Here is a 19,705-nt window from a genome sequence, read left to right on the forward strand (position 1 = left end):
CGGCACTTCCGCCTGCCGGTCTCATGAAACGATCGTTTCGTTGCCCCAACTGCCGTTTCCGTGGTCTAGTGATCGGGTAAGTCAGGGGCCCCTCTGACCACCTCCTCCCTCCGTGTCCTGATTGGAGGGTCAATGAGCGACGGGTACAAGGACCTCGCCACGACCATCGACATCCTTCTGCGCAGGACGGGACTCGACCGACGGAGCCTGTTCGACCGGAAGCGGCTCTCCTTTCACACCTCCCTGCCCAGTCGGCGCGAGCAGAGCTCCCCGAACCTCAAGCACGCCGGGCGGACAGCGCGCTTGTTCGACGTACCGGTCAGCTTCTTCGCCGACGAGCCGGTCGAAGCCCTGAACCGGGCCCTGCGAAGTGAGGTAGCGCCGCAGCTGGAGCCGCCCGTAGAAGGGGCGTTGATGCTCTTCGTCGACGGGATCGCGCGGGGGGAGAGCTCTCGTGGGCGAGTGAGTTCCGCATAGTGGAGAGGGCGGCTTCTCTTCCGGACGATCGCGGGAAGAGTTCCAGCGGGCGCGAACCACTCCCAGGCTATTACCGTAAAAATAGGGGAATTCACATGGGCAAAAGAAAGATGATCAGGCTTCGGAACGAGATTCTCGCGAACCTCGGCCGCCCGATCCCGTCGGATCCCGACGAACTGTTCGAGTCGCTCCGGGTCTTCCTCGAACGACGGGTGAACGAGAACCGCGGGAACGAACTGTACAAGCCGGTACAACTCCTCTTCCGTGAATTCCCCGAGGAGACCGCCAGCGGACTGACGCTCACCTTCGACGACCGCATGGTCATCGTCGTGGAGCGCCACACGACCACGCTTCACCAGCTGGTGATCTTCGCGCACGAGATGTGGCACGCGCTGATGGGGAAGTGCCTGACGCACGGCGCACAGCCCGACGCGGTCTCCGCGGCCGCCCGGTCACTGGGGGGCGAGCTGGAGCAGACGGACATCCTCGCCCTCGCCGCGCGCACCCATTTCGACACTAAGGAGGAGAACGACGCGGAGGCCTTCGGGCTGCTCCTGGGAAGCAGTTGCAGGGAGATCTTCGAACCGGGCGCCCCCGTGCTCCCGAACACCGGCCTGGCCGGCCGCATCCAGTCCAGCATGGGCCGGGGCTTCTGAGCATGCAGGGGTCCGACTACTACATACCCGCGTTCGCGCTGGCCGTCGCGCTCGCGGTGAGACTTCCCGCGCTGTGGCACAGCCGGCGTTCGCCGATGTCCCAGGCGATCTTCGTGATCATCGTCGCCTCCGGCGGGGGATTCGTCTTCGCCGCGCCGCCGACCGTCGAACGCGTCAACCGGCTGACCGGCATCTCGAACGTGTCGGCCCTGATCGTCTACTGCTTCCTGTCGTGCCTGTCCTGCGCGTCGATGGTCCTCCTCCTGCACTGGCGCGGCGGCCCGGAGGCGACCGTGCGCCGGCAGACCAGGCTGTGGATCGCCGCCACCGCCGGCGTCATCTCGACCTTCTGCGTTCTGTTCAGCCTCAGCGACGTACCGACCGAACGGCCGCGCGACCTGGACACCTTCTACGCGACCACCCCCTTCATCGGGGAGATGATCGTGCTGTACCTGACCGCTCACGCGGCCACCGCCACCGTCGTGATGACGAAGTGCTGGCGCTGGTCGGCCGAACTCCGGGCGGCGAACGCGAGCTGGACCCGGTGGGGCCTGCTCACCCTGGTGACGGCCTTCGGCCTGGGCCTGTCCTTCGCCCTCCTGAAGTTCACCGCCGTGGGCGCCCGGTGGGCCGGAACCGACGCCTGGGACCCGCTCAGCACCGAGATCGCCCCTCCGCTCGCCGGCTTGGGCGCCCTCATGACCACCGTCGGATTCCTCGTTCCGGTCGTCGGGCCGCGGCTGGAATCGATGTGGGACGCGTGGCGCGCCTACCGCCTCATGGGACCGCTGTGGCGCGCTCTGGAGCCCTGGGTCGGCGACGGAGCTCCCATGCGGATCGCCAGAACCTCCTCCCTGGAGATGAGAGCCACCCTCAGGGCCACGGAGATCGCCGATCGGCTGCTGAACCTGGCGCCCTACCTCGACTCCGAGCACCGCGCGGTGGCCGAACGCTATACGACCGCACGGGGCCTCGAACGTGAGGCCGCCTTGATCGTGGCCGAGGCAGCCACGATCAAGGCCGCCCTCGCCCGCACTCCCGATGCCTGCGCACCGGACCCCGAGCGCCCGTCGGCGGACGACACCGCGAACACCCCCGGCCCGCTGCTCATCCGGATCTCGGGGACGAACGGGCTCGCGGAACTCAGCCGGCACTTCTCCCGGATCCACCCCACCGACCTCCTGGTCGACGCCGCCCACGCGGAGAGCAACGCTTTCGGCCGCTCCGGGTCCGGCGGCCGCCGGTGAGCGCGGGCACCGCGTTCCTGTGCTCGGCCGGCGTCCTTCTGGCCGCCACGCTCATCAAGCTCTGGGCCTTGCGGAAGAACCCCAAAGACCCGATCCTGCGAGCCGTCTGCGGAACGCTGTTCATGGGAGCGCTGCTCTTCGTCACCGCGGCTCCGCCCCACCTGGCCAAGATCAACGACTGGCTCGGCACCCCCAACATCGCGGCGCCGATCGTGTACTGCATCCTCACCGCGTTCGACGGCATCAACATCGTCCTGCTGATCCACTGGCGGGGAAACGAGTCCGAGGCACGCACCCTGCGGCAGACCCGGCTGTGTCTGACGGCCTACGTAGCGGTGATGGCGGCGATCGCCGTCCTCTTCACCCTGGGCGACGCACCCGTCGAGCGGCTCCGCGACCTGGACACGTACTACGCCAACACGCCGTTCATCCGCGAGATGATCGTGCTCTACCTCGCCGCCCACACGGTCGCGGCGGTCACCATGACGGTGCTGTGCTGGCGGTGGTCGCGCCAGGTACCCGGCAGTCTGCGGCTGGGCCTGCTCACCATCGCCGCCGGTTCGTCCTTCGCGTTCGTTTTCGACCTGCTGAAGTACACGGCGGTCGTGGCGCGCTGGACGGGCAACGACCTCGACTGGCTGAGCACGCACGCCGCGTTCTCCCTGGCCGGCGTCTCCGCCCTCCTGGTCGCCGCCGGCTTCCTCATTCCCCACATCGGACAGGAAGCCAGCTCCCGCTGGGGCATGTTCCAGCAGTTCCAGCAACTCAAGCCGCTCTGGCTGGAAATCCAGCCGGAGATCCCACGCATGAGCCCGAAACCCATGAGCTGGTGGCGGTCCTTGGACCTGCGCCTCATGCAGCGGGAGCGGGACATCCACGACGCCGTCCTGCGGCTCGGCCCCTATTTCGACGCGTCGACCGGCAAGAGGGTCTACGAGGAGGCCCTGGCCGAACACGCCGAACGCCGCCGGGCGCGCGGTGAGGCCGACGCCTCGGTGATCGCCGGCGCCGTCATCGCCAAGGCGGCCGCGCGGCCGGCGGTCAATCCGGAGGACAGGTGGCTGCTGACCTCCACCGAGGACCCCGAAGACCTGGTCAGGATGTCCGACGCACTGGCCCGCTCCCCCCGCGTCCAGGCGATCCGACGTGGGGCCGCCCGCACCGGGAGCCGCACCCGCGCCTGACCCGGCGCGCAGCCCGGCCGACGGCCGGCCCGGCCGGTCAGACCGCTCACATCACCACCGCTCACATCACCACCGCTCACATCACCACCGCTCACATCACTACCGCTCACATCACTACCGCTCACATCGCCACCGCTCACATCGCCACCGCTCACATCGCCACCGCACCGGCGACACCAGAACCGAAACCGACCACGAGTCGTCAGGGACGAGATCCAGGAGGAACTCCCGTGCACCTTTTTGCGCCTCTTGAACTGCCCAACGGAACCTGGCTGCCGAACCGGGTGGCGAAAGCCGCTATGGAGGAGAGCCTGGCCCGCCAGCCGGGACAGCTGCCGGGGCCGGAGATCGAGGACCTCTACCGGCACTGGGCCCGGGGCGGAAGCGGCCTCATCATCACGGGCAACGTCATGGTGGACAGACGTGCGCTGACCTCGCCGAGAACGATCGTGCTCGACGCCGGTACACCTCTCGACCCGTTCCGCCGCTGGGCCGCGGCCGCCGGATCGGCCGGCGCGCACGTCTGGATGCAGATCAACCACCCCGGCCGCCAGGTCCGTTCCGACCTGCCCGGAGTCGCCTGGGCGCCCTCCGAGGTCGGCGTCAGCCTGGGCCGGCACACCTCGGCGTTCGCCCGTCCCACGGCCATGGACGAGGCGGACATCGAGGCCACCATCGCCCGCTTCGCCACCACCGCCCGGCTTGCCGAGGAGGCCGGCTTCCACGGCGTCCAGATCCACGCCGCCCACGGCTACCTCCTGAGCCAGTTCCTGTCCCCGCGGGTCAACCGGCGAAACGACCGGTGGGGCGGCAGTCTGGAAAACCGGGCCAGACTGCTCATCGAGATCGTGAAGTCCGTCCGCGCCCAGGTGTCCGAGAGCTTCGCCGTGGGCATCAAGATCAACACGGCCGACTTCCAGCGCGGCGGCTTCGACACGGACGAAGTGGCGCGGGTGCTCGGCTTCCTGGACGGCCTCGGTGTGGACCTCGTGGAACTCTCCGGCGGCAGCATGGAGAGCGCGGCGACCATGGGCCGTACTTCAGACGAAACCACGCTCGACCGGGAGGCGTACTTCCTCTCACTGGCCGAGCGGCTCGTCGAGGTCGCCTCCGTGCCGCTGATGCTGACGGGCGGGATCTGCCGCCGCACGACTGCCGAGCGGGTCCTGGAGCGGGGTTTCGCGGTGGTCGGCGTGGCCACGGCCCTGGCCCTCTGCCCCGACCTGCCGACCCGGTGGCAGGCGGGCGAGGATGCGCACGTCCCGCCGCCACGGCTGCGCTGGAAGGACCAGGACCTCGCCAGCGCCGCGGTCCTGGCGATCGTCAGGGCCCACATGGGCCGCATCATCCGCGGCGGTGAGCCGCGCCAGCGGATCCCCTCGTCCCTCCTGCTCGCCCTGGACATGCTGCGCAGCCGGGGCAGTGTGCGGGCCTACGGATCATGGCTGGCCGAGAACCCGGCGCCGGACGCGACGACGGCACTGCGCGGCTGAGGGCCCGTACGCACCCCGGCCGGTTCCCGTCACGAAGGGTCAGGGCCGTCCCCCGCCGGCGGCTCTGCCCCTTCGCCGTCACACGGGTGCCACTGGTACACGGCGTCACCGGCCTCGTCCGGCCCGGGGACGTAGCTTCCGATCACCTGGCCGTGGCTGTGCACCTTCACCGAGACCTTGGTGGTCTGTTCGCCCATGAAGCCGTCGAGGGGCCCGCCGACGAACCGCGCTTTGATCATTGCCAAATCCTATGGTCCGTACGCCAGTTGGCCATCACCCCGGCGATCGCGCCGACGCCCGGCGGTGCCCTCTCGGCCCGGCGGACGGTCGTCGACCCACCACGATCCGATGCGTCGTACAACCATTGGCGAGCCCGGTGAGTCTTGTGCCCCGTAAGTGCATTTACCAGGGGGTTTTCTGTGAAGTTGTCCCGGATCGCCGCGGCGGTCACCACTGCCGCTCTTGCTCCGGCCGTCCTCATCGCGTCACCGGCGTTCGCCGCCGGCAAGGACACTGCCGCATCCACCAGCCCGACCTCTCCGACCGCACCTGACCAGGCGGCGCCGGACCAGGCCGACAACGGCCAGGCCGACAAGGACCAGGCTGAGCAGGACCGCAAGACCATCCTCGCGATCATCGCCGACCCGATGGCCAGCGAGCACATGAAGGAGGCCGGCCACAAGGCCATGGCCGACGGCCCCGCGGCCATGCGCAAGTTCATCGAGACGGACCAGCACACGATCCGCCTCGACGACTACCGAGTGCTGATCCTCAGGCTCACCAACGGGGCCGGCCCCGGCCTGAGGGAAGGCGTCAACAACCTCTTCCGGAGCGACAAGCAGACTCTGGAACAGCTGCGCCACTTCTACGAGGTCACCCAGTACGAGCTGCGTGACGACGACAACAAGGTCGACATCTCGCGGCTGATCGGCACCGGTGGCCCCGGGGTGAAGGAGGCGGGCAAGAAGGCGCTCCAGGGCACTCCCGCCGACCGCGCCGAGTTCCTGAAGACGGGACGGTACCTCGCACAGGCCTCGGACGACCGGGTCGAACTCGCCCGCATCGACGAAGGCTGGGACGGCCCCATTCTGAGCGAGGCCATCAGCAAGCTCCTCAACACCTCCCCGACCCCGGCCGAACTGCGCCACTTCCTTGAAGTGACCCAGTACGAGCTGCGCGACCAGGACAACCGTGTCGCGATCGCCAAGATCATCGACGGTGGCGGCCCGGAACTGGTCAAGGCCGGCCGCGCCGCGCTGGCGGGCACCGCCGCCGACCGCGCCGAGTTCCTGAAGACGGGCCAGCACGAGGCACGTGCCAAGGACAAGAAGACGCAGCAGGAGAACGACAAGAACAAGAACCAGCAGGGCCACAACGGCACGGGCACCGGCACCGGTAGTGGCTCCGGCGGCAACTCCGGCACCGGATCCACCTCCGGCAACACCGCCGTCACGGCCCAGGGCGGCAGCGGCGCATCCCTCGCGAGCACCGGCGCGGGCGACTCGGTCCTGATCGCGGGTGGTGCGGGCACCGCACTGGCCGCCGGCGCGGGCCTCCTGCTCGCCGCGCGGATGCGCCGCGCCGGCTCCGCGGGCTGACCCGGCACGCACCAGCCGTCGGAGGCCCGGCCGCGCTCTGCCGCGGCCGGCCTCCGCTTCATCGCACGACAGCTCGCCTCTGTCCGTACGAGCGGCCCACCGTCGGCTCCTGCGCGCCACGGACGCTTGCGGCGTCAGCGGATGCGGACCGCGTTGCGGCGGTTCTCCATGACCGAGTCGCCGCCGAACTTTTCCACCGCCGCGTCGCCCCCAGCACCAAGGCGACCACGGCCTCCGCGACGATGCCGGCCAGCGCTGGTGGTGCGGCCGCGGCGGCCTCGCCCGTGGCGACGTCGACGGTGGCCAGGGCCCGCGGGCCCGTCGCGATCGGTTTCATCGCGGCGCGCACGCGCAGCGGTTCACCCGTCGTCAGCCCGCCTTCGGTGCGACCCGCGCGGGCCGTCGTGCGCTTGATGCTCCCGTGCCGTCGCCCACCTCGACGCCCTTGATCGCCTGGATGCCCATCAGGGCACCGGCCGGACGGGCGTCCAGGCGGCGGTCCCCGTGGACGTGCGAGCCGGGGCCGACCGGCACGCCGTACGCGAGGACCTCGACCACGCCGCCCAAGGTGTCGCCGTCCCGGTGGGCCCGGTCGATACCGGCCAGGTCGGCGTGGCCCGGCGGCGGCCGGGCAGCAGGGCGTCGAGGCCCGTCCCCTCCTCCATGGCCGCTGCGCCCAGCGGGTCGGGCGACATGACCTGCCGGCACTTCGGCCACTCCGTGTTGGCGACCGTGACCGCAACCGGTGAGCCGAGGGACAGGCCGTGTCGCACGCCGCGCAGGAGCGTGACCCCGTCCCGTTCGAACCTCATCCGGGCGCCGCGGCCCGTGCCCGAGCCGGCGCCGGGCGAGGTCGGCGGCCACCAGGGCGGTGGTCCAACGCGGCCATCAGTGCCGGCCGTGCCACTCATCCGCGGTCAGTCGGCGCAGCCTGTTCACCGTGCCTCCCGGAGCGGGGTCAGGACCTCGGCGCGGACCCTGGCGGGAGCGGTCCCGGGCCTCCCCGCGAGGTGGATCGCCAGGGCGCCGGTCAGACCGGCCGTGGCGAAGGTGGGCCGGGTAGAGCATGGGGCCGGTGGCGTACACCATGACCTGAGCGCTGAACAGCCAGATGCCGGTGACGGCGACGACCACGTAGATGACGGGAAGCGGCAGCCGGACGGTGAGCAGCAGGGCGCCCGCTGCGGTCAGCAGGAACCAGACCGCCGAGACGCGGGCCGCTCCGAACCGGGCGGCGACGGAGCCCGCTACCAGCATGCCGACTATCCCGCCCGCATTGACGACGAGGAGGAAGGCGACCGAGGACGTGGGGCCGTATCCGGCGGTCCGCATGAGCTGGGGCAGCCAGATGCTCACCCCGTAGACGAGGAGCAGTCCGCAGAAGGACGCGGACCACAGCAGCGGTGTCGTTGTCGCCCGCCTGACCCCGCAGCTCGCCTCAACCGCTGACAGCCATGGCCTTGTGGCTGAGTACTCAGAGGAGAATGGGGACCTTGTGCGCTTGCGCGGCAACTTGGGCCACCGCGGCAGTCTGAACCCCGCCCCTGTTGGAGAAGTGCAGCGGCCGCACGATCTCGTAGGGCAGGTCCACTTCGGTGGACCTCAGCCCCGGCGGCGCTGGGAGCTGGGGCCTGCACCAGACGCAGCGGCAGGCAAGCCTCACGGTGCTGCGCCCCGCTGGACGGCTGGAACGGATAGCGCCCCGAATGATCGGCGGCTTCCCCCGGCCGGCTCGGCCGTTGGTGGCCGCGGCCATGCCCAGCGGAGCCAGGACACGCCGATGTGCGGCACATGCGGGCAGCTCGGGTACGCAAAGATCCAGTCACTGTCCCCTTGCCGCAGGCAGTTGGGGTCGGTCAGCGGTGTCGGCGGCGCAGGAGCGCGAAGGCGGCGACGATAGCGGCGGCTGCCAGGGTCAGCACGATCGCGCTCTCGACCAGTTGCAGCGGCCAGAAGTGGGACTCGGGGTGATAACGGGTCCCGGTGAAGTCGACCAGACCGAAAAGGTCCCCGTAACCCCTGCCCCGCGAAGGCCCTTCGGGGGCGGCCCAGAGCCAGGGGCGGACCATGACGAGGACCCCCGTGACGAGCCCGACCGTGGTGACGGCCGCTGCCATGGCGGGAACCGTGCGTCCGATCACCAGGCCGGCCACGGCGCCGACCGCGATGCCGAGGAGGGCGTAATTCACCGCCACCGGCCCGATCATCTGGTAGACGGGGAGGGCGTTCCACTGGAGCGGGTACCAGGTGTCCAGCGTTTCCCGCCGGATCCAGGCGGCCAGCAGCACGAACGCGGGCAGTACGAGGAGCACGCCGGCGACCGGCACTGCCAGCTTGGCGGCGAGCCAGCGGGCCGGACTGACGGACTGGGTCCACTGGAGTCGGTAGGTGCCCGACTCCAGCTCGCGGCCGACCAGCGGACCCGCCACGAACGCGCCCAAGAGCAGGGGCAGGGCCCCCATTCCGAGCCCCACGTAGTGGAACATCCTGTTGACGTACAGGCTACGGGAGAGGAAGCCGCGGACTTGGATGCCGCATCCGGGCACCGTGTTCTCCACCCTGCAGCCGGTCGCAGCGAGGTCCTCGGCCAGTGATTGGACGTACCATCGGCCGGCGGGCAGGGCGGTGGCGGCGAGCAGCACGAGGGCGAGTGCCGCCCACCACACGTGGCGGTGCAGACCGATGGTGACGCGTACGGGTCCACGCAGATCGGAGAGGGTCACGCCGCTGCCTCCATGGCCGTGGTGAGCAGGGCCGGGGCGTCCGGGGCGCTCAGGTGGGCTAGCACCAGTTCCTCCAGGGTGGGTTCGATCGCCTGCCAGCCGTCGCCGTCGGTACTCACGGGCCCTTCGGGACGTATCAGGGCGGTGAGCCGGCGCCCGGTGGAGCGTGCGGTGACCACGGTGTGGGGTGCCAAGTCGCGGATCGGGCCGGCCACCAGGGTGTGGGCCCGCAGGAGATCGTCCACCGAGCCGCCGAGGCGGATGCGTCCGCCGTCCATCAGGAGCAGGTGGTCGCAGGCGTCCTCAAGCTCGGAGAGGATGTGCGAGGACGTGAGGACGGTGGTTCCGTGTTCGGTGGCCGTTGCCAGCAGGGCGCCCATCAGTTCGCGGCGGGCGAGCGGGTCCACATCGGACAACGCCTCGTCCAAGAGCAACAGTGTGGGCCGTTTGCCGAGGGCCAGTGCCAAGGCCAGCCGGGAACGCTGGCCCCCGGACAGGGAGCTGACGCGTCGGACCGGGTCCAGACCGCCGCCCTCCACGACCTTGCCTGCGGCGGCAGCGTCCCAGCGATAGGGATTCAGGTCGGCGCCCATGCGCAGTGTTTCCGCGACCGTCAGTTGCGGATAGAGGGGCTTGTCCTGGGAGACATAGGCAACGGCCTCGCGAGGTGGAGCCGTCAGAATGCCCTCGGTGGGCCTCAGTACGCCCGCGGCCAAGGCCAGCAGCGTGGACTTGCCGGCCCCATTGGGACCGATCAGGGCACATATGCGGCCGGCGGGGAGCCGGAAGGAGCAGTCCTTCAGGGCCCAGCTGCCGCGGCGGAATCTCCGCCCGAGGCCATGGGCCTCGATGGCTGCGGTCATTCTTCGTCCCCCTGGTTCGGTTCACTGTCGGTGCCGCTCAGCACGGAGGTGAACAGTGCGGTGATGTCGTCCTGCTCCAGGCCCGCCCGCCGGGCCCGTACCAGCCACTGCGCGAGCTCGGCGCGCAGTGCGCCGTCGGCCGCTTTGCCCTCGCCCAGCGTCCGGCGGACGAAGGTGCCGAGGCCTCGGCGGCCCTCGACCAAGCCCTCGCGTTCGAGTTCCCGATAGGCCTTGAGCACGGTGTTGGGGTTGACGGCGAGGGCCTCGACCACCTCCCGGGCGGTGGGCAGTCGGTCCCCGGGCTCCAACAGGCCGAGGCGCAGGGCCTGTTTGGTCTGCTGAACGATCTGGAGATAGGTGGCCACACCACTGCGCCGGTCGATGCGGTATTCGATCACGGCCGGCCACCACCCTTTCACTAAGGAAGTAGTGAAAGGGTGCCGCGCGGGAGCCCGACTGTCAATCCCTCAAGCCCCCGCGACGGCGGTGGCGGAAGCGGCAGCGCGCACTGGGCCTGTGCCGGGGACGATGCGGCCGAGAGCAACCCCTTGAATCCGAGTCGAGAGGCTGCGCGACAGATCGTCAACATGAACCCAGCCGAGCAGAAAGGCTGTTCACGGAGCATCAGCAGCGCCGAGGCGATCGCTACCTTGCCGCCCTCGTCATGCCGGCCCCAGCGTCCTGGCAGCCGGCCCTCGAGCCCAGGACCCATCGGCGGCTTGCTCGCTCGGCATCCGGTTCGCAGTCCATCGGACACCGGATACGACCTCGTCGTGGTCGTATCGCGTGACGGATACGGACTCTTCGACGCAGCCACCGGCGAGAGGATCGCACGTGGCCGGAATCCCGCCCCAGGCAGCAAGCTCAAGAGGGCCGTCGGACGACCCGGTGCCCTTGGAGGTGGGCCGGTCTCAGCGCGCACCCACCGGTGATGACGACGGCCTCGTCGCTCCGCCATGCCCGCCCGCCGGCTCCGGCGAGTCGGCCGACGCCCGGCGACCCGCACGCGTCCCCCGGCGCATGCGCACCCGGTGGCCGTACGTATGATCCCGCTTCCTCCCCTCGGCGAAGGTCGACGAATCAGCGATGCCACCCCGTAAAACCGCTGCCAGGTACGCCCGTTGGATCGCCACCGCAGTCGCGGCGGTCCTGTCGGTCCCGGTGCTCGGCGGCCCCGCCCAGGCGGCCCCCGGAGACCCGGCGACCGCATCCTCCTTCAACCTCAAGTCCGGGCCCGACCTGAGCGGCCAGGTGGCCGCCCTGAAAGCGGCCCTGCCCACGCAGGGCGTGCAGGACCTGCTCGACCAGGGCAACCGGGTCGCGCGGACGGGCGCGTCCTGCACCGCGGACCCGTTCGGCTCGGGCGACGACGGCAAGGTGCTGCCCCCCGCCAGGAAGCTCTGCTGGGGGCGGGAGCGCCGGAGCGCGAAGGGCGCCATGGCGCCATGGCGCCATGGCGCCGACGAACTGTGCGAGGGGTACCGGGGTAGCGGGCAAGCCACCACCGGGCGACTGTGCGTTGTCGCGGATGCCTGGCGCGGCGACCAGGGCGTCCACGAGGCACGGCAGTACGGCCGGGCCGACTGTCGCGATGAGCAGCTCGGTGTCCGGGGCACCGACCAGCCCCGCCCCGCCCCGCGCGCCGGCGGGCGTGGGCGGACGCGGCCTCGGCCATGGACAGCGCGACTACGGGGCCCATGGCCATGGCGGTGATCGAGTCGAGGAGGAGCAGGCGCTGCGGTACGGCTGCGGCGGCCACGGCCTGTTCGCCCAGGGTGCTGATCACCACAGGCCGGTCTGGGCGACGGCCTGCCCCACGACGGACGCCGCCACATGGAGCCCATCGGGGCGAGGACGCGTCCGCCCAGTGACGGGGCGGGGGGCTGATGGGGCGGGGGCGGTCGCGCCGGTCACAGCGGGCTCCAGTCGAGGGCGGCGAAATCGCCGGCACGGGAGAGCGATCACCGGATGCCCGGCCCCGGTTCCCGCCCGGTACCTCGGCGGGTCTCACTCGGCCGCGTTCCAGGGCGGAGTGTCGTTTCAGTGCCACGACGACTGGGGGGATTTCGTCGAGGTTGAGGACGCTGCGCTTGCTTGCCGCGGGCGCGGACGTCGTCCACCCCACTGGTCGAACAGTTCGAGGTAGGGCAGGCCGCGTTGTTCGGGATACTCCACGGGGCAGGCCTCGGGCCTGCGCGTGTGTCCCCTTGACTCTCCGCCGGGTGATCGACTGTGCCGCGTAGCGGCAGTGGCGGTCGGCGAAGGACGGGCGGCCGACGTCCGCGCGGAGACTGCCACACCGGCCGCGATCGGGAGAACCGCATCCCGAGGGCGGGGGTTCGGACGCACGGTGGGCATGCATCCTGGGCTGGGGCGGGGTGGAAAGGGGTTCGGTGTGGGTGTGAGGGCGACGGGCGAGCAGGGTGCGGCGCGGGATGCGTTCGCTGCCGGTTCGGACTTGGCGTTGGTTGCGGGTGCGGGGACGGGCAAGACGTCGACACTGGTACTGATGGGCGGGGCGACCCGTCGGCGGGGCTTGTACGTGGCGTTCAACAAGCCCATCGCCGAGGAGGCGAAGGCCAGGTTCGGGCCCAACGTACGGTGCAGTACATCCCATTCCTTGGCGCACCGTGCGGTCGGCCGGCATTTCCAGGACCGGCTGAACGCCTCGCAACACATGCCGCTGAAGAACACGGCCCGGTTATTGGGCTTCGATCGGGACCTGGCGGTCGGCAAGCGCCGAATCAGGGCGACGACCCAGGCCCGACTGGTGATGGAGATGGTCCAGCGGTTCTGCTGGAGCACCGATGAGCAAGTGGCTGCCCGCCATCTGGGACGAGTCAACGGGCTGGACGATGCCGGGGTGCAGTATTTGGCACAGGTTCTGCTGCGTCGCGCCCGTTGGGCCTGGGACGACATCTGCTCCCCGCACGGAGTACTTCCGTTCAAGCACGATCACTACCTCAAGATGTGGGCGCTGACCAGGCCCCGGCTGCCTGCGGACTTCGTGCTCCTGGACGAGGCTCAGGACACCAACCCGGTACTGGAGGAGATCTTCCTCGCGCAGGACGCTCAGCGGGTGTGTGTCGGCGATCCGGCCCAGCAAATCTACGAGTGGCGGCACGCCAAGGACATCATGAGCTCCTTCCCCGGGCGACGCCTGGAGCTGACGCAGTCCTTCCGGTTCGGACCCGCGATCGCAGAAGTGGCCAACAGGTGGCTGAAGGCCGCCGGTTCGACGATGCAGCTGACCGGGCACGCCGCCGCCGAGTCCGGACTGGGCCGGGTGGAGGTCCCGGACGCGGTGCTGTGCCGCGGCAACGCGGACGCGCTCACCGAGGTACTGCACTTCCTGGACGCCTCAGTGCCCGTGGCTCTTGCGGGCGGCGGGAAACCCCTCCTGAAGATCGCCGAGGCCGCGGTCGATCTGAAGGCCGGAAGGCGGACTTCGCACCATGAACTGTGCCTCTTCGCGTCGTGGGGCGAGGTGCAGGAGTACGCCGAACAGGATTCGGCAGCCGCGGAGCTGAAAGCGATCGTGGAATTGGTCGACAGCTACGGTCCCGAGCAGATCATCTCCGCGGTCAACCGGATGGCGGACGAGGACCAGGCCCGGGTCGTGGTGTCCACCGTGCACAAGTCCAAGGGCCGGGAATGGAACCAGGTGCGGATCGGCAACGGCTTCGCGCCCGTGGACGAGCAAGCCGCCGCCCGCGGGGTGCACGCCGCCGAGGCACGACTCGCGTACGTCGCGGTGACCAGGGCCCGGCGTCTGCTGGACACGACCGGGCTGGAGTGGGCAGAGGCACAGCTGCGGCGTCCGCACCGGGCGAACGCCGATCACACGCCCGACGGGGTTCCGCTCGCGGCATTGCCGCTGACCGGGCAGCTGGCCTACCCGCCCTCGCCGATGTCGGTGTTCATGGGGCGCCGTCTTCCCTGCCCAGGGCGGGTGGTCGGCACGTACCTCCAGCGGATTCGTCACCTGCCCCACCCGGTGCAGCCGATGAATGAGCGACGGCCCGACTGGGCCGCGCTCGGGCGCACCATCGACTACCGTCTGCGCCTCGACCTGGGCGGCGACCTCGGGCCGGCCGTCACCCAGGGCATTCGCCTCATCGGCAGCCAGGCGTCCGTGGAAGGCCTCCCCGCGATCCCTGTACGTTCTGCTCTGTACACGGCCGGGACCCGGCTCCTTACGCGCCTGCGGGCACACCTGGACGGTAGCGGTCCTCTCAGCGAGGACGACCTGACACGTCTGTGCCATGTGGCGGGCTACTTCGAGAGCGTCTACCGCAACGGTGCCTTCCCCCGGCGCCGCAACCTGCTCGCCCACGCCGACGACGCCACCACCCTTGAGGACCTCACCGCGGCGGTACCGGCGTACGTGCTGGAGGACATCGCCGAGCAGATGCAGCTTGCCGACCAGCCCTTCGCCCCACTACGTGCGCTGCCCGCGGCGCAGCGGGAGTGCGGGCCGGTGTTCACGGGCAGCAGCGACCTCGGCGGCGCAGACGCCGACTTCATCACCGGCGGCCTCCTCATCGACTGCAAGGCCACCACCCGACCGCACCAGATCGGAGCGGCACAGGTCCTTCAGCTCGCCGGATACCTCCTCCTCGACTACGAAGACCGCTACCGCATCGACCGGGTCGGGTTCTACCTGTCCCGCCAGGGTGCACTCCTGACCTGGACCGTGCGCGAATTCCTCCACGCCCTGGGGGCTCAGACGGAACTGCCGGCGCTGCGTGCTGCCCTTCGAAGCCACCTACGGCAGAACCGCGTCCACAGCGGGTGAGACTCGGCCCGTCCCGTCTCAGGAATGCCGGCCCGCCTGGCCGGTTACCCGCTGGGCCCTTGACGGCCGGGAAGAAGATCAAGCCGAGTGCCTGGAGTTCGGGTGGCGGGGGGCGTTTTCGACCAGGCGTGCCAGCAGCGTCGCAGGGTGTGTCAGGGGTCGAGCCAGGCTCGGATCCCGCGGATGGCCCGGGGCCAGCTGGGTGGCTGGGGCCGGTGGGACACGGGTGTGCCCCCGCTCTGGGCCGTCGGCAGCCCCGGGCGGCTGGGCCTGGTCCTGCGATGGGGGCTCATCTGCGAACCACGCTTCCCAGCAGAAGGAGAACGCACAGTTCACGGGTGAGCCGGGCCGGGGCAGGTTGGTGGCCAGACACCAGGTGGCCTTGTCCGGCAGGGTGGCGGGGTCGGCTGTGGCCACGACCAGGCGGGCGAGACCGTCCGGGCCCCAGCCACCAAGGCGGGCGTCGGCGGCCCACCAGGTCTCGGTGTGCCCGTCGCGGAAGCTGCGGGTCACGGGTATCCAGCCGCCGGGGTTCTCATGATCTGTCCAGGTCAGGACGCGTGCGGCATCGACGGACGTGTGGGCGCCGAGCCCGTAGGCACACGTCCCGCCGCGGGGTTTGCGTCGAAGGCGGCCGCGTCCCCTTCAAGTGGACCAGGAGCAGGCGGACACGGCACACGTGCGGTCATAGCAGCACCCCCGAAACACTCTCACCTCACCGATACTGCTGACCTGACCCCATGTCAACAAACCACCGCTAACTGCCCAGTGCCGAGTTGCTCGCCACGAGCCGTAGATGCATCCTAAAGAGAGGATTGCGAACGAAGATGCAGACAGCATCTCGTCGCACGCAATCGATGGGGAAACCACAGCGTTTCAGTGAAGGCGTGTGAACCTTCGACCCTACACAGAGCAGCGGTTGCATCTATGGCCAACCCCGCTCTTCCCAATCTTTATCTCCTGGCTACTTGCGGCGCCACCGGCAAGGAAGAGCTGGGATTGATATTGCGGGGATTCCCGCTTCTTCTGTCGAACGGAGAGGATTGCCATGCCGAATTTCAACGAAGACCCTGTCGTCAGTTCTGATGACGGTACGGCCGTCTGGGGTAAGAGCAAGACTTGGGTGGGCGTGTTTGGCGAGAGCCAAAGCACGACGGGCGGCCATGGAGTGATGGGGCAAGCCCTCGGTACCGGAGTTGCCGGAGTCAGCAAGACCTGGGTCGGCGTTTATGGAGAATCCAGTGGAACTACGAATGGTCCTGCGGCGATCTGGGGAGACGGTAAGGATGGAGCCTTCGGGGTAAAGGGGCACGCGCGAGCTCAGGGGGCCGCGGGGGTGGCGGGGTATAGCCTTACCAATAAAGGGCCTGGGATCTACGGCCAAGGCAATCCCGCTGGCCAATTTGACGGAGACGTAATCGTCACCGGCGATTTGGTCCTTACAGGTGGCGATGTAGCCGAAGAGTTCGACATTTCCCAGCAAGTGGCCGACCCGAGCGACGTGTGCCCTGGCGCAGTCGTCGTCCTCGATTGCGATGGTGCGCTGGCACCGTGCAGCCGCGCCTACGACACCAGCGTTGCGGGCGCTGTCGCAGGTGCAGGTGACCGCACCCCGGCACTGGTTCTCGATCGTCACCAACACGCGGGACACGACCCAGCCCCCCGACCGGCTGTCTCCATCACAGGCAAGGTCTGGTGCATGGCGGATGCCTCCTTCCAGACCATCCACGTCGGAGACCTTCTTACTACGTCCTCGACTCAGGGACATGCGATGGTCGCAAACGACCGTGAGGCAGCGTTTGGTGCAGTGCTGGGCAAGGCCTTGACCCCGCTGGACGCGGGCACCGGCCTAGTGCTCACCCTCGTCGGCCTCGCGTGATCTAGAAGAACCGAAGTTGGGGCCGCAGCGAGTTCAGAGCGAGCGGATAATGCGGCCCCTCAAACCTGGTCGCGAAAGGCACAATCATCATGCCCAGACTTCGAACTGCCATCCACAGCGCGCACGACAGAGGTGTTCTGCCGCAGTACCGCCCAGACGGAAACGTGCGCATGTTGGCACGCAGACTTGACCGGACGGCGCCCATCTCCATGCGTTCTTTCATTCGACTGCTCGACAGCCTGCACTTCGTAGTCCCTCCCCCCGAGGGGACGCATGAGCCGCCGCAACCCCCGCCGCATATTACGGTGGGGACCGATGGTTCGGGTACCTCAGCCATGTTTAAGATCGACGGAACTCATTTCAACCCGAACGTCACAGTGACGGTCAGGGTCGTTGACGACGCCCTTGCGCAGCGGACCTTTACGAAAAGCTCTGAAGCTAACGGCGATTTCCATATGCGGCAGAGTATTCCCTGCATATCGGGACTGGGGTTGCATATTTCGGCTACGGACGGGCGACGAGATCCACACGATTGGACGGGAGTCGCGTGGAGTAACACGGTCGACGTTTCTTGCCCTTGAGATATCTGCGGGTCTGGCTCGCCCCTCGACGGGACCGCCTGCGGGTGGTTTGTTGACATGGGGTCAGGTCAGCAGTATCGGTGAGGTGAGAGTGTTTCAGGGGTGCTGCTATGACCGCACGTGTGCCGTGTCCCCCTGCTCCCGGTCCGCTGGAAGCGTACGCGGCCGCCTTCGATGATCTATTTCGGTCGCTGGCCCAGCGGCGGGGGTTTCGGGAGTACCTGACGGGTCTGCTGCTGCCGCGGGACCGGAACAAGACGCTTACCGCGTTGGCCGGAGCGGAGCCCGTGGCAGGTGCCCAGCATCCGGCGGTGCAGAGGCTGCAATTCTTCCTGTCGGAGTCCACCTGGAAGTTCGAGCAGGTCAACACCCGCCGGCTTGAGCTCCTGTCCGCTGACGAGGCGACAGCGCCGCATGGCCAGGGAGTTCTGGTCATCGACGACTCCGGGAACCGCAAGGACGGCACGGCGACCGCCCACATCGGGCGACAGTGGCTGGGCCGACTCGGGAAGACAGACAACGGCATCGTCACGGTGACCACACTCTGGGCCGACGAACGCCTCTACTACCCCCTGCACGCCACCCCCTACACCCCAGCCCACCACTTCCCGAGGAAGCGCAACGACCCCGAGTTCCGCACCAGGCCCCAGCTCGCCACCGACCTTGCGGGCCAAGCCCAGCAGGCCGGGTTTGCGTTCCGGGCAGTGGTGGCGGACTGCGGCTACGGCGACCACGACGAGTTCCAGCACACCTTGCGCGAGGCCGGCCTGCCGTTCGTCATGGCCCTCAAACCCCGCGGCGGGACGTGTGCCTACGGGCTCGGCGCCCACACGTCCGTCGATGCCGCACGCGCCCTGACCTGGACAGATCATGAGAACCCCGGCGGCTGGATACCCGTGACCCGCAGCTTCCGCGACGGGCACACCGAGACCTGGTGGGCCGCCGACGCCCGCCTTGGTGGCTGGGGCCCGGACGGTCTCGCCCGCCTGGTCGTGGCCACAGCCGACCCCGCCACCCTGCCGGACAAGGCCACCTGGTATCTGGCCACCAACCTGCCCCGGCCCGGCTCACCCCGCACCGCCGACAGCCCCCACCAGCCCGCCGGCCTGGCCGAACTCGTCCGCCTCTACGGCCTGCGGCACTGGATCGAGCAAAGCTACAAACAGATCAAGGACGAACTCGGCTGGGCCGATTTCCAGGTCCGCTCCGACACCGCGATCCGCCGCCATCAGACCCTCGTGAACTGTGCGTTCTCCTTCTGCTGGGAAGCGTGGTTCGCAGATGAGCCCCCATCGCAGGACCAGGCCCAGCCGCCCGGGGCTGCCGACGGCCCAGAGCGGGGGCACACCCGTGTCCCACCGGCCCCAGCCACCCAGCTGGCCCCCGGCCATCCGCGGGATCCGAGCCTGGCTCGACCCCTGACACACCCAGCAACGCTGCTGGCACGCCTGGTCGAAAACGCCCCCGCCACCCGAACTCCAAGCCCTCAGCACCTCATTGGCCAGCGGCTGACCCCTTGACCTCTGCTTACGGGTTTAACAAACCACCGCTAGGTACACCGCGCGCGGTCAGCCGACGGCCGGCATCCTTTTCCGGACTAAGGGCAGCCCCGGACCTCCGTTCGATGTGTGCGGGGTGAGTGCGGGATCATCTGGATCGTGACCTCTATGACTCCATCCGAGCCCAGAACTACTGAGAGCAATCGGATCAAGGTGTGGTACCGGTTTGTGCCGCGCGAGGCTGGCTCCCCCACGACACTGAAGGGCTCTGGGCCACTCGCCTGAGCGGAGATACCGCCAGGGTGGAGAACGTCCCCTTCTTGCAAGACGGGGTGGCTGAGGGCGAGGTCGTGCGGTTCGTGACAGACGCCGACGGACTCCACTGGGCGAAGGAACGGGTGGAGTCATCAGGTAACTGCACGGTCCGGGTCTTGCCCGTTCCCTCCGGCCCACTGGGGAGAAGTGCTCGGGCTGCGCACGAGCGGCTGTCGCCGTTCGGCCTGGGCGGTGAGGTCTTCAGCGAGGAGCTTCCGCTGGTCGCCGTGACGGTGCCGGCCGATGCAGACCTTGGTGGGATCAAGGCGTTGCTCCTCCGCGGCCAGGAGGATGGGTGGTGGCACTTCGAAGTCGGTTGTGTCACCGATGCATGGCGCAACGCGTAGTCCGGTCGGCGAGACCGGCCCCGCTGGGGCGGGGCCGGCGGGTGC

Annotated in this window: 15 protein-coding genes and 3 pseudogenes; 11 read left to right on the forward strand and 7 right to left on the reverse strand. The window is 69.2% G+C overall.

Translation table 11 applies throughout. The features are described from left to right. The first annotated feature begins 132 nt into the window (after positions 1 to 132). The 5 genes from ACZ4M3_RS31460 (at position 133) to ACZ4M3_RS31480 (ending at position 5,057) form a co-directional block, all read left to right on the forward strand. Entirely contained in the window at positions 133 to 477 is a 345-nt protein-coding gene (locus ACZ4M3_RS31460; protein ID WP_467738407.1) for a hypothetical protein, read from the forward strand. Positions 478 to 587: 110 nt separating this feature from the next. Next, positions 588 to 1,133 (forward strand): toxin-antitoxin system, toxin component, encoded by a 546-nt coding sequence (locus ACZ4M3_RS31465; RefSeq protein ID WP_467738409.1) that lies wholly within the window; start codon positions 588 to 590, stop codon positions 1,131 to 1,133. A 2-nt stretch (positions 1,134 to 1,135) separates the two neighbouring features. Then, a complete protein-coding gene (locus ACZ4M3_RS31470; RefSeq protein WP_467738411.1) occupies positions 1,136 to 2,380 on the forward strand; it encodes an MAB_1171c family putative transporter in 1,245 nt (414 codons plus the stop codon). Further along, on the forward strand, positions 2,377 to 3,564 hold the full coding sequence (locus ACZ4M3_RS31475; protein WP_467738413.1) for an MAB_1171c family putative transporter: 1,188 nt from the start codon (positions 2,377 to 2,379) through the stop codon (positions 3,562 to 3,564). Before ACZ4M3_RS31470 ends, ACZ4M3_RS31475 begins: the two co-directional genes overlap by 4 nt. Positions 3,565 to 3,794: 230 nt before the next feature. After that, positions 3,795 to 5,057: an NADH:flavin oxidoreductase/NADH oxidase family protein gene (locus tag ACZ4M3_RS31480; RefSeq protein ID WP_467738414.1), complete on the forward strand. Its 1,263-nt coding sequence runs from the start codon at positions 3,795 to 3,797 to the stop codon at positions 5,055 to 5,057. Positions 5,058 to 5,086: 29 nt separating this feature from the next. Here ACZ4M3_RS31480 and ACZ4M3_RS31485 read toward each other — a convergent pair whose 3' ends face one another. Then, entirely contained in the window at positions 5,087 to 5,296 is a 210-nt protein-coding gene (locus ACZ4M3_RS31485; RefSeq protein ID WP_467738416.1) for a hypothetical protein, read from the reverse strand. A gap of 180 nt (positions 5,297 to 5,476) precedes the next feature. Between ACZ4M3_RS31485 and ACZ4M3_RS31490 the strand changes: the two genes are divergently transcribed. Beyond that, complete coding sequence (locus ACZ4M3_RS31490; RefSeq protein WP_467738418.1) at positions 5,477 to 6,655, forward strand: ALF repeat-containing protein; 1,179 nt, start codon at positions 5,477 to 5,479, stop codon at positions 6,653 to 6,655. A 134-nt stretch (positions 6,656 to 6,789) separates the two neighbouring features. On the opposite strand, the pseudogene ACZ4M3_RS31495 reads toward ACZ4M3_RS31490, so the two are convergent. From ACZ4M3_RS31495 to ACZ4M3_RS31515, 5 genes and pseudogenes are all read right to left on the reverse strand, one after another. Then, positions 6,790 to 7,522: pseudogene (locus ACZ4M3_RS31495) on the reverse strand (chorismate synthase). Between the two features lie 21 nt (positions 7,523 to 7,543). Continuing rightward, positions 7,544 to 8,167, reverse strand: coding sequence for an MFS transporter (locus tag ACZ4M3_RS31500; RefSeq protein ID WP_467738420.1), 624 nt, complete (start codon positions 8,165 to 8,167; stop codon positions 7,544 to 7,546). Positions 8,168 to 8,511: 344 nt separating this feature from the next. Continuing rightward, entirely contained in the window at positions 8,512 to 9,378 is an 867-nt protein-coding gene (locus tag ACZ4M3_RS31505; protein ID WP_467738422.1) for a hypothetical protein, read from the reverse strand. Further along, on the reverse strand, positions 9,375 to 10,241 hold the full coding sequence (locus ACZ4M3_RS31510; protein WP_467738424.1) for an ABC transporter ATP-binding protein: 867 nt from the start codon (positions 10,239 to 10,241) through the stop codon (positions 9,375 to 9,377). The genes ACZ4M3_RS31505 and ACZ4M3_RS31510 overlap by 4 nt, the downstream gene beginning before the upstream one ends. Continuing rightward, positions 10,238 to 10,639: a GntR family transcriptional regulator gene (locus ACZ4M3_RS31515; protein ID WP_467738426.1), complete on the reverse strand. Its 402-nt coding sequence runs from the start codon at positions 10,637 to 10,639 to the stop codon at positions 10,238 to 10,240. Before ACZ4M3_RS31515 ends, ACZ4M3_RS31510 begins: the two co-directional genes overlap by 4 nt. A 688-nt stretch (positions 10,640 to 11,327) precedes the next feature. On the opposite strand from ACZ4M3_RS31515, the gene ACZ4M3_RS31520 reads away from it, so the two are divergent. Next, positions 11,328 to 11,954 (forward strand): hypothetical protein, encoded by a 627-nt coding sequence (locus ACZ4M3_RS31520; RefSeq protein WP_467738428.1) that lies wholly within the window; start codon positions 11,328 to 11,330, stop codon positions 11,952 to 11,954. 535 nt (positions 11,955 to 12,489) lie between these two features. After that, complete coding sequence (locus ACZ4M3_RS31525; RefSeq protein ID WP_467738430.1) at positions 12,490 to 15,039, forward strand: UvrD-helicase domain-containing protein; 2,550 nt, start codon at positions 12,490 to 12,492, stop codon at positions 15,037 to 15,039. Positions 15,040 to 15,083: 44 nt separating this feature from the next. Here the strand turns inward: ACZ4M3_RS31525 and ACZ4M3_RS31530 are convergent. Further along, positions 15,084 to 15,660, reverse strand: a pseudogene (locus ACZ4M3_RS31530) (IS701 family transposase); the annotation flags it as partial. Positions 15,661 to 16,087: 427 nt separating this feature from the next. On the opposite strand from ACZ4M3_RS31530, the gene ACZ4M3_RS31535 reads away from it, so the two are divergent. From ACZ4M3_RS31535 to ACZ4M3_RS31545, 3 genes and pseudogenes are all read left to right on the forward strand, one after another. Then, positions 16,088 to 16,918: a hypothetical protein gene (locus ACZ4M3_RS31535; RefSeq protein WP_467738432.1), complete on the forward strand. Its 831-nt coding sequence runs from the start codon at positions 16,088 to 16,090 to the stop codon at positions 16,916 to 16,918. A 691-nt stretch (positions 16,919 to 17,609) separates the two neighbouring features. Beyond that, the gene (locus ACZ4M3_RS31540; RefSeq protein ID WP_467738434.1) at positions 17,610 to 19,019 is read left to right on the forward strand and encodes an IS701 family transposase; all 1,410 of its coding nucleotides are present in this window, start codon (positions 17,610 to 17,612) and stop codon (positions 19,017 to 19,019) included. A 147-nt stretch (positions 19,020 to 19,166) separates the two neighbouring features. Next, positions 19,167 to 19,660 (forward strand): annotated as a pseudogene (locus ACZ4M3_RS31545) (DUF4265 domain-containing protein). Positions 19,661 to 19,705: the final 45 nt, after the last annotated feature.

The organism is Streptomyces sp. NPDC026522, from assembly GCF_055567555.1.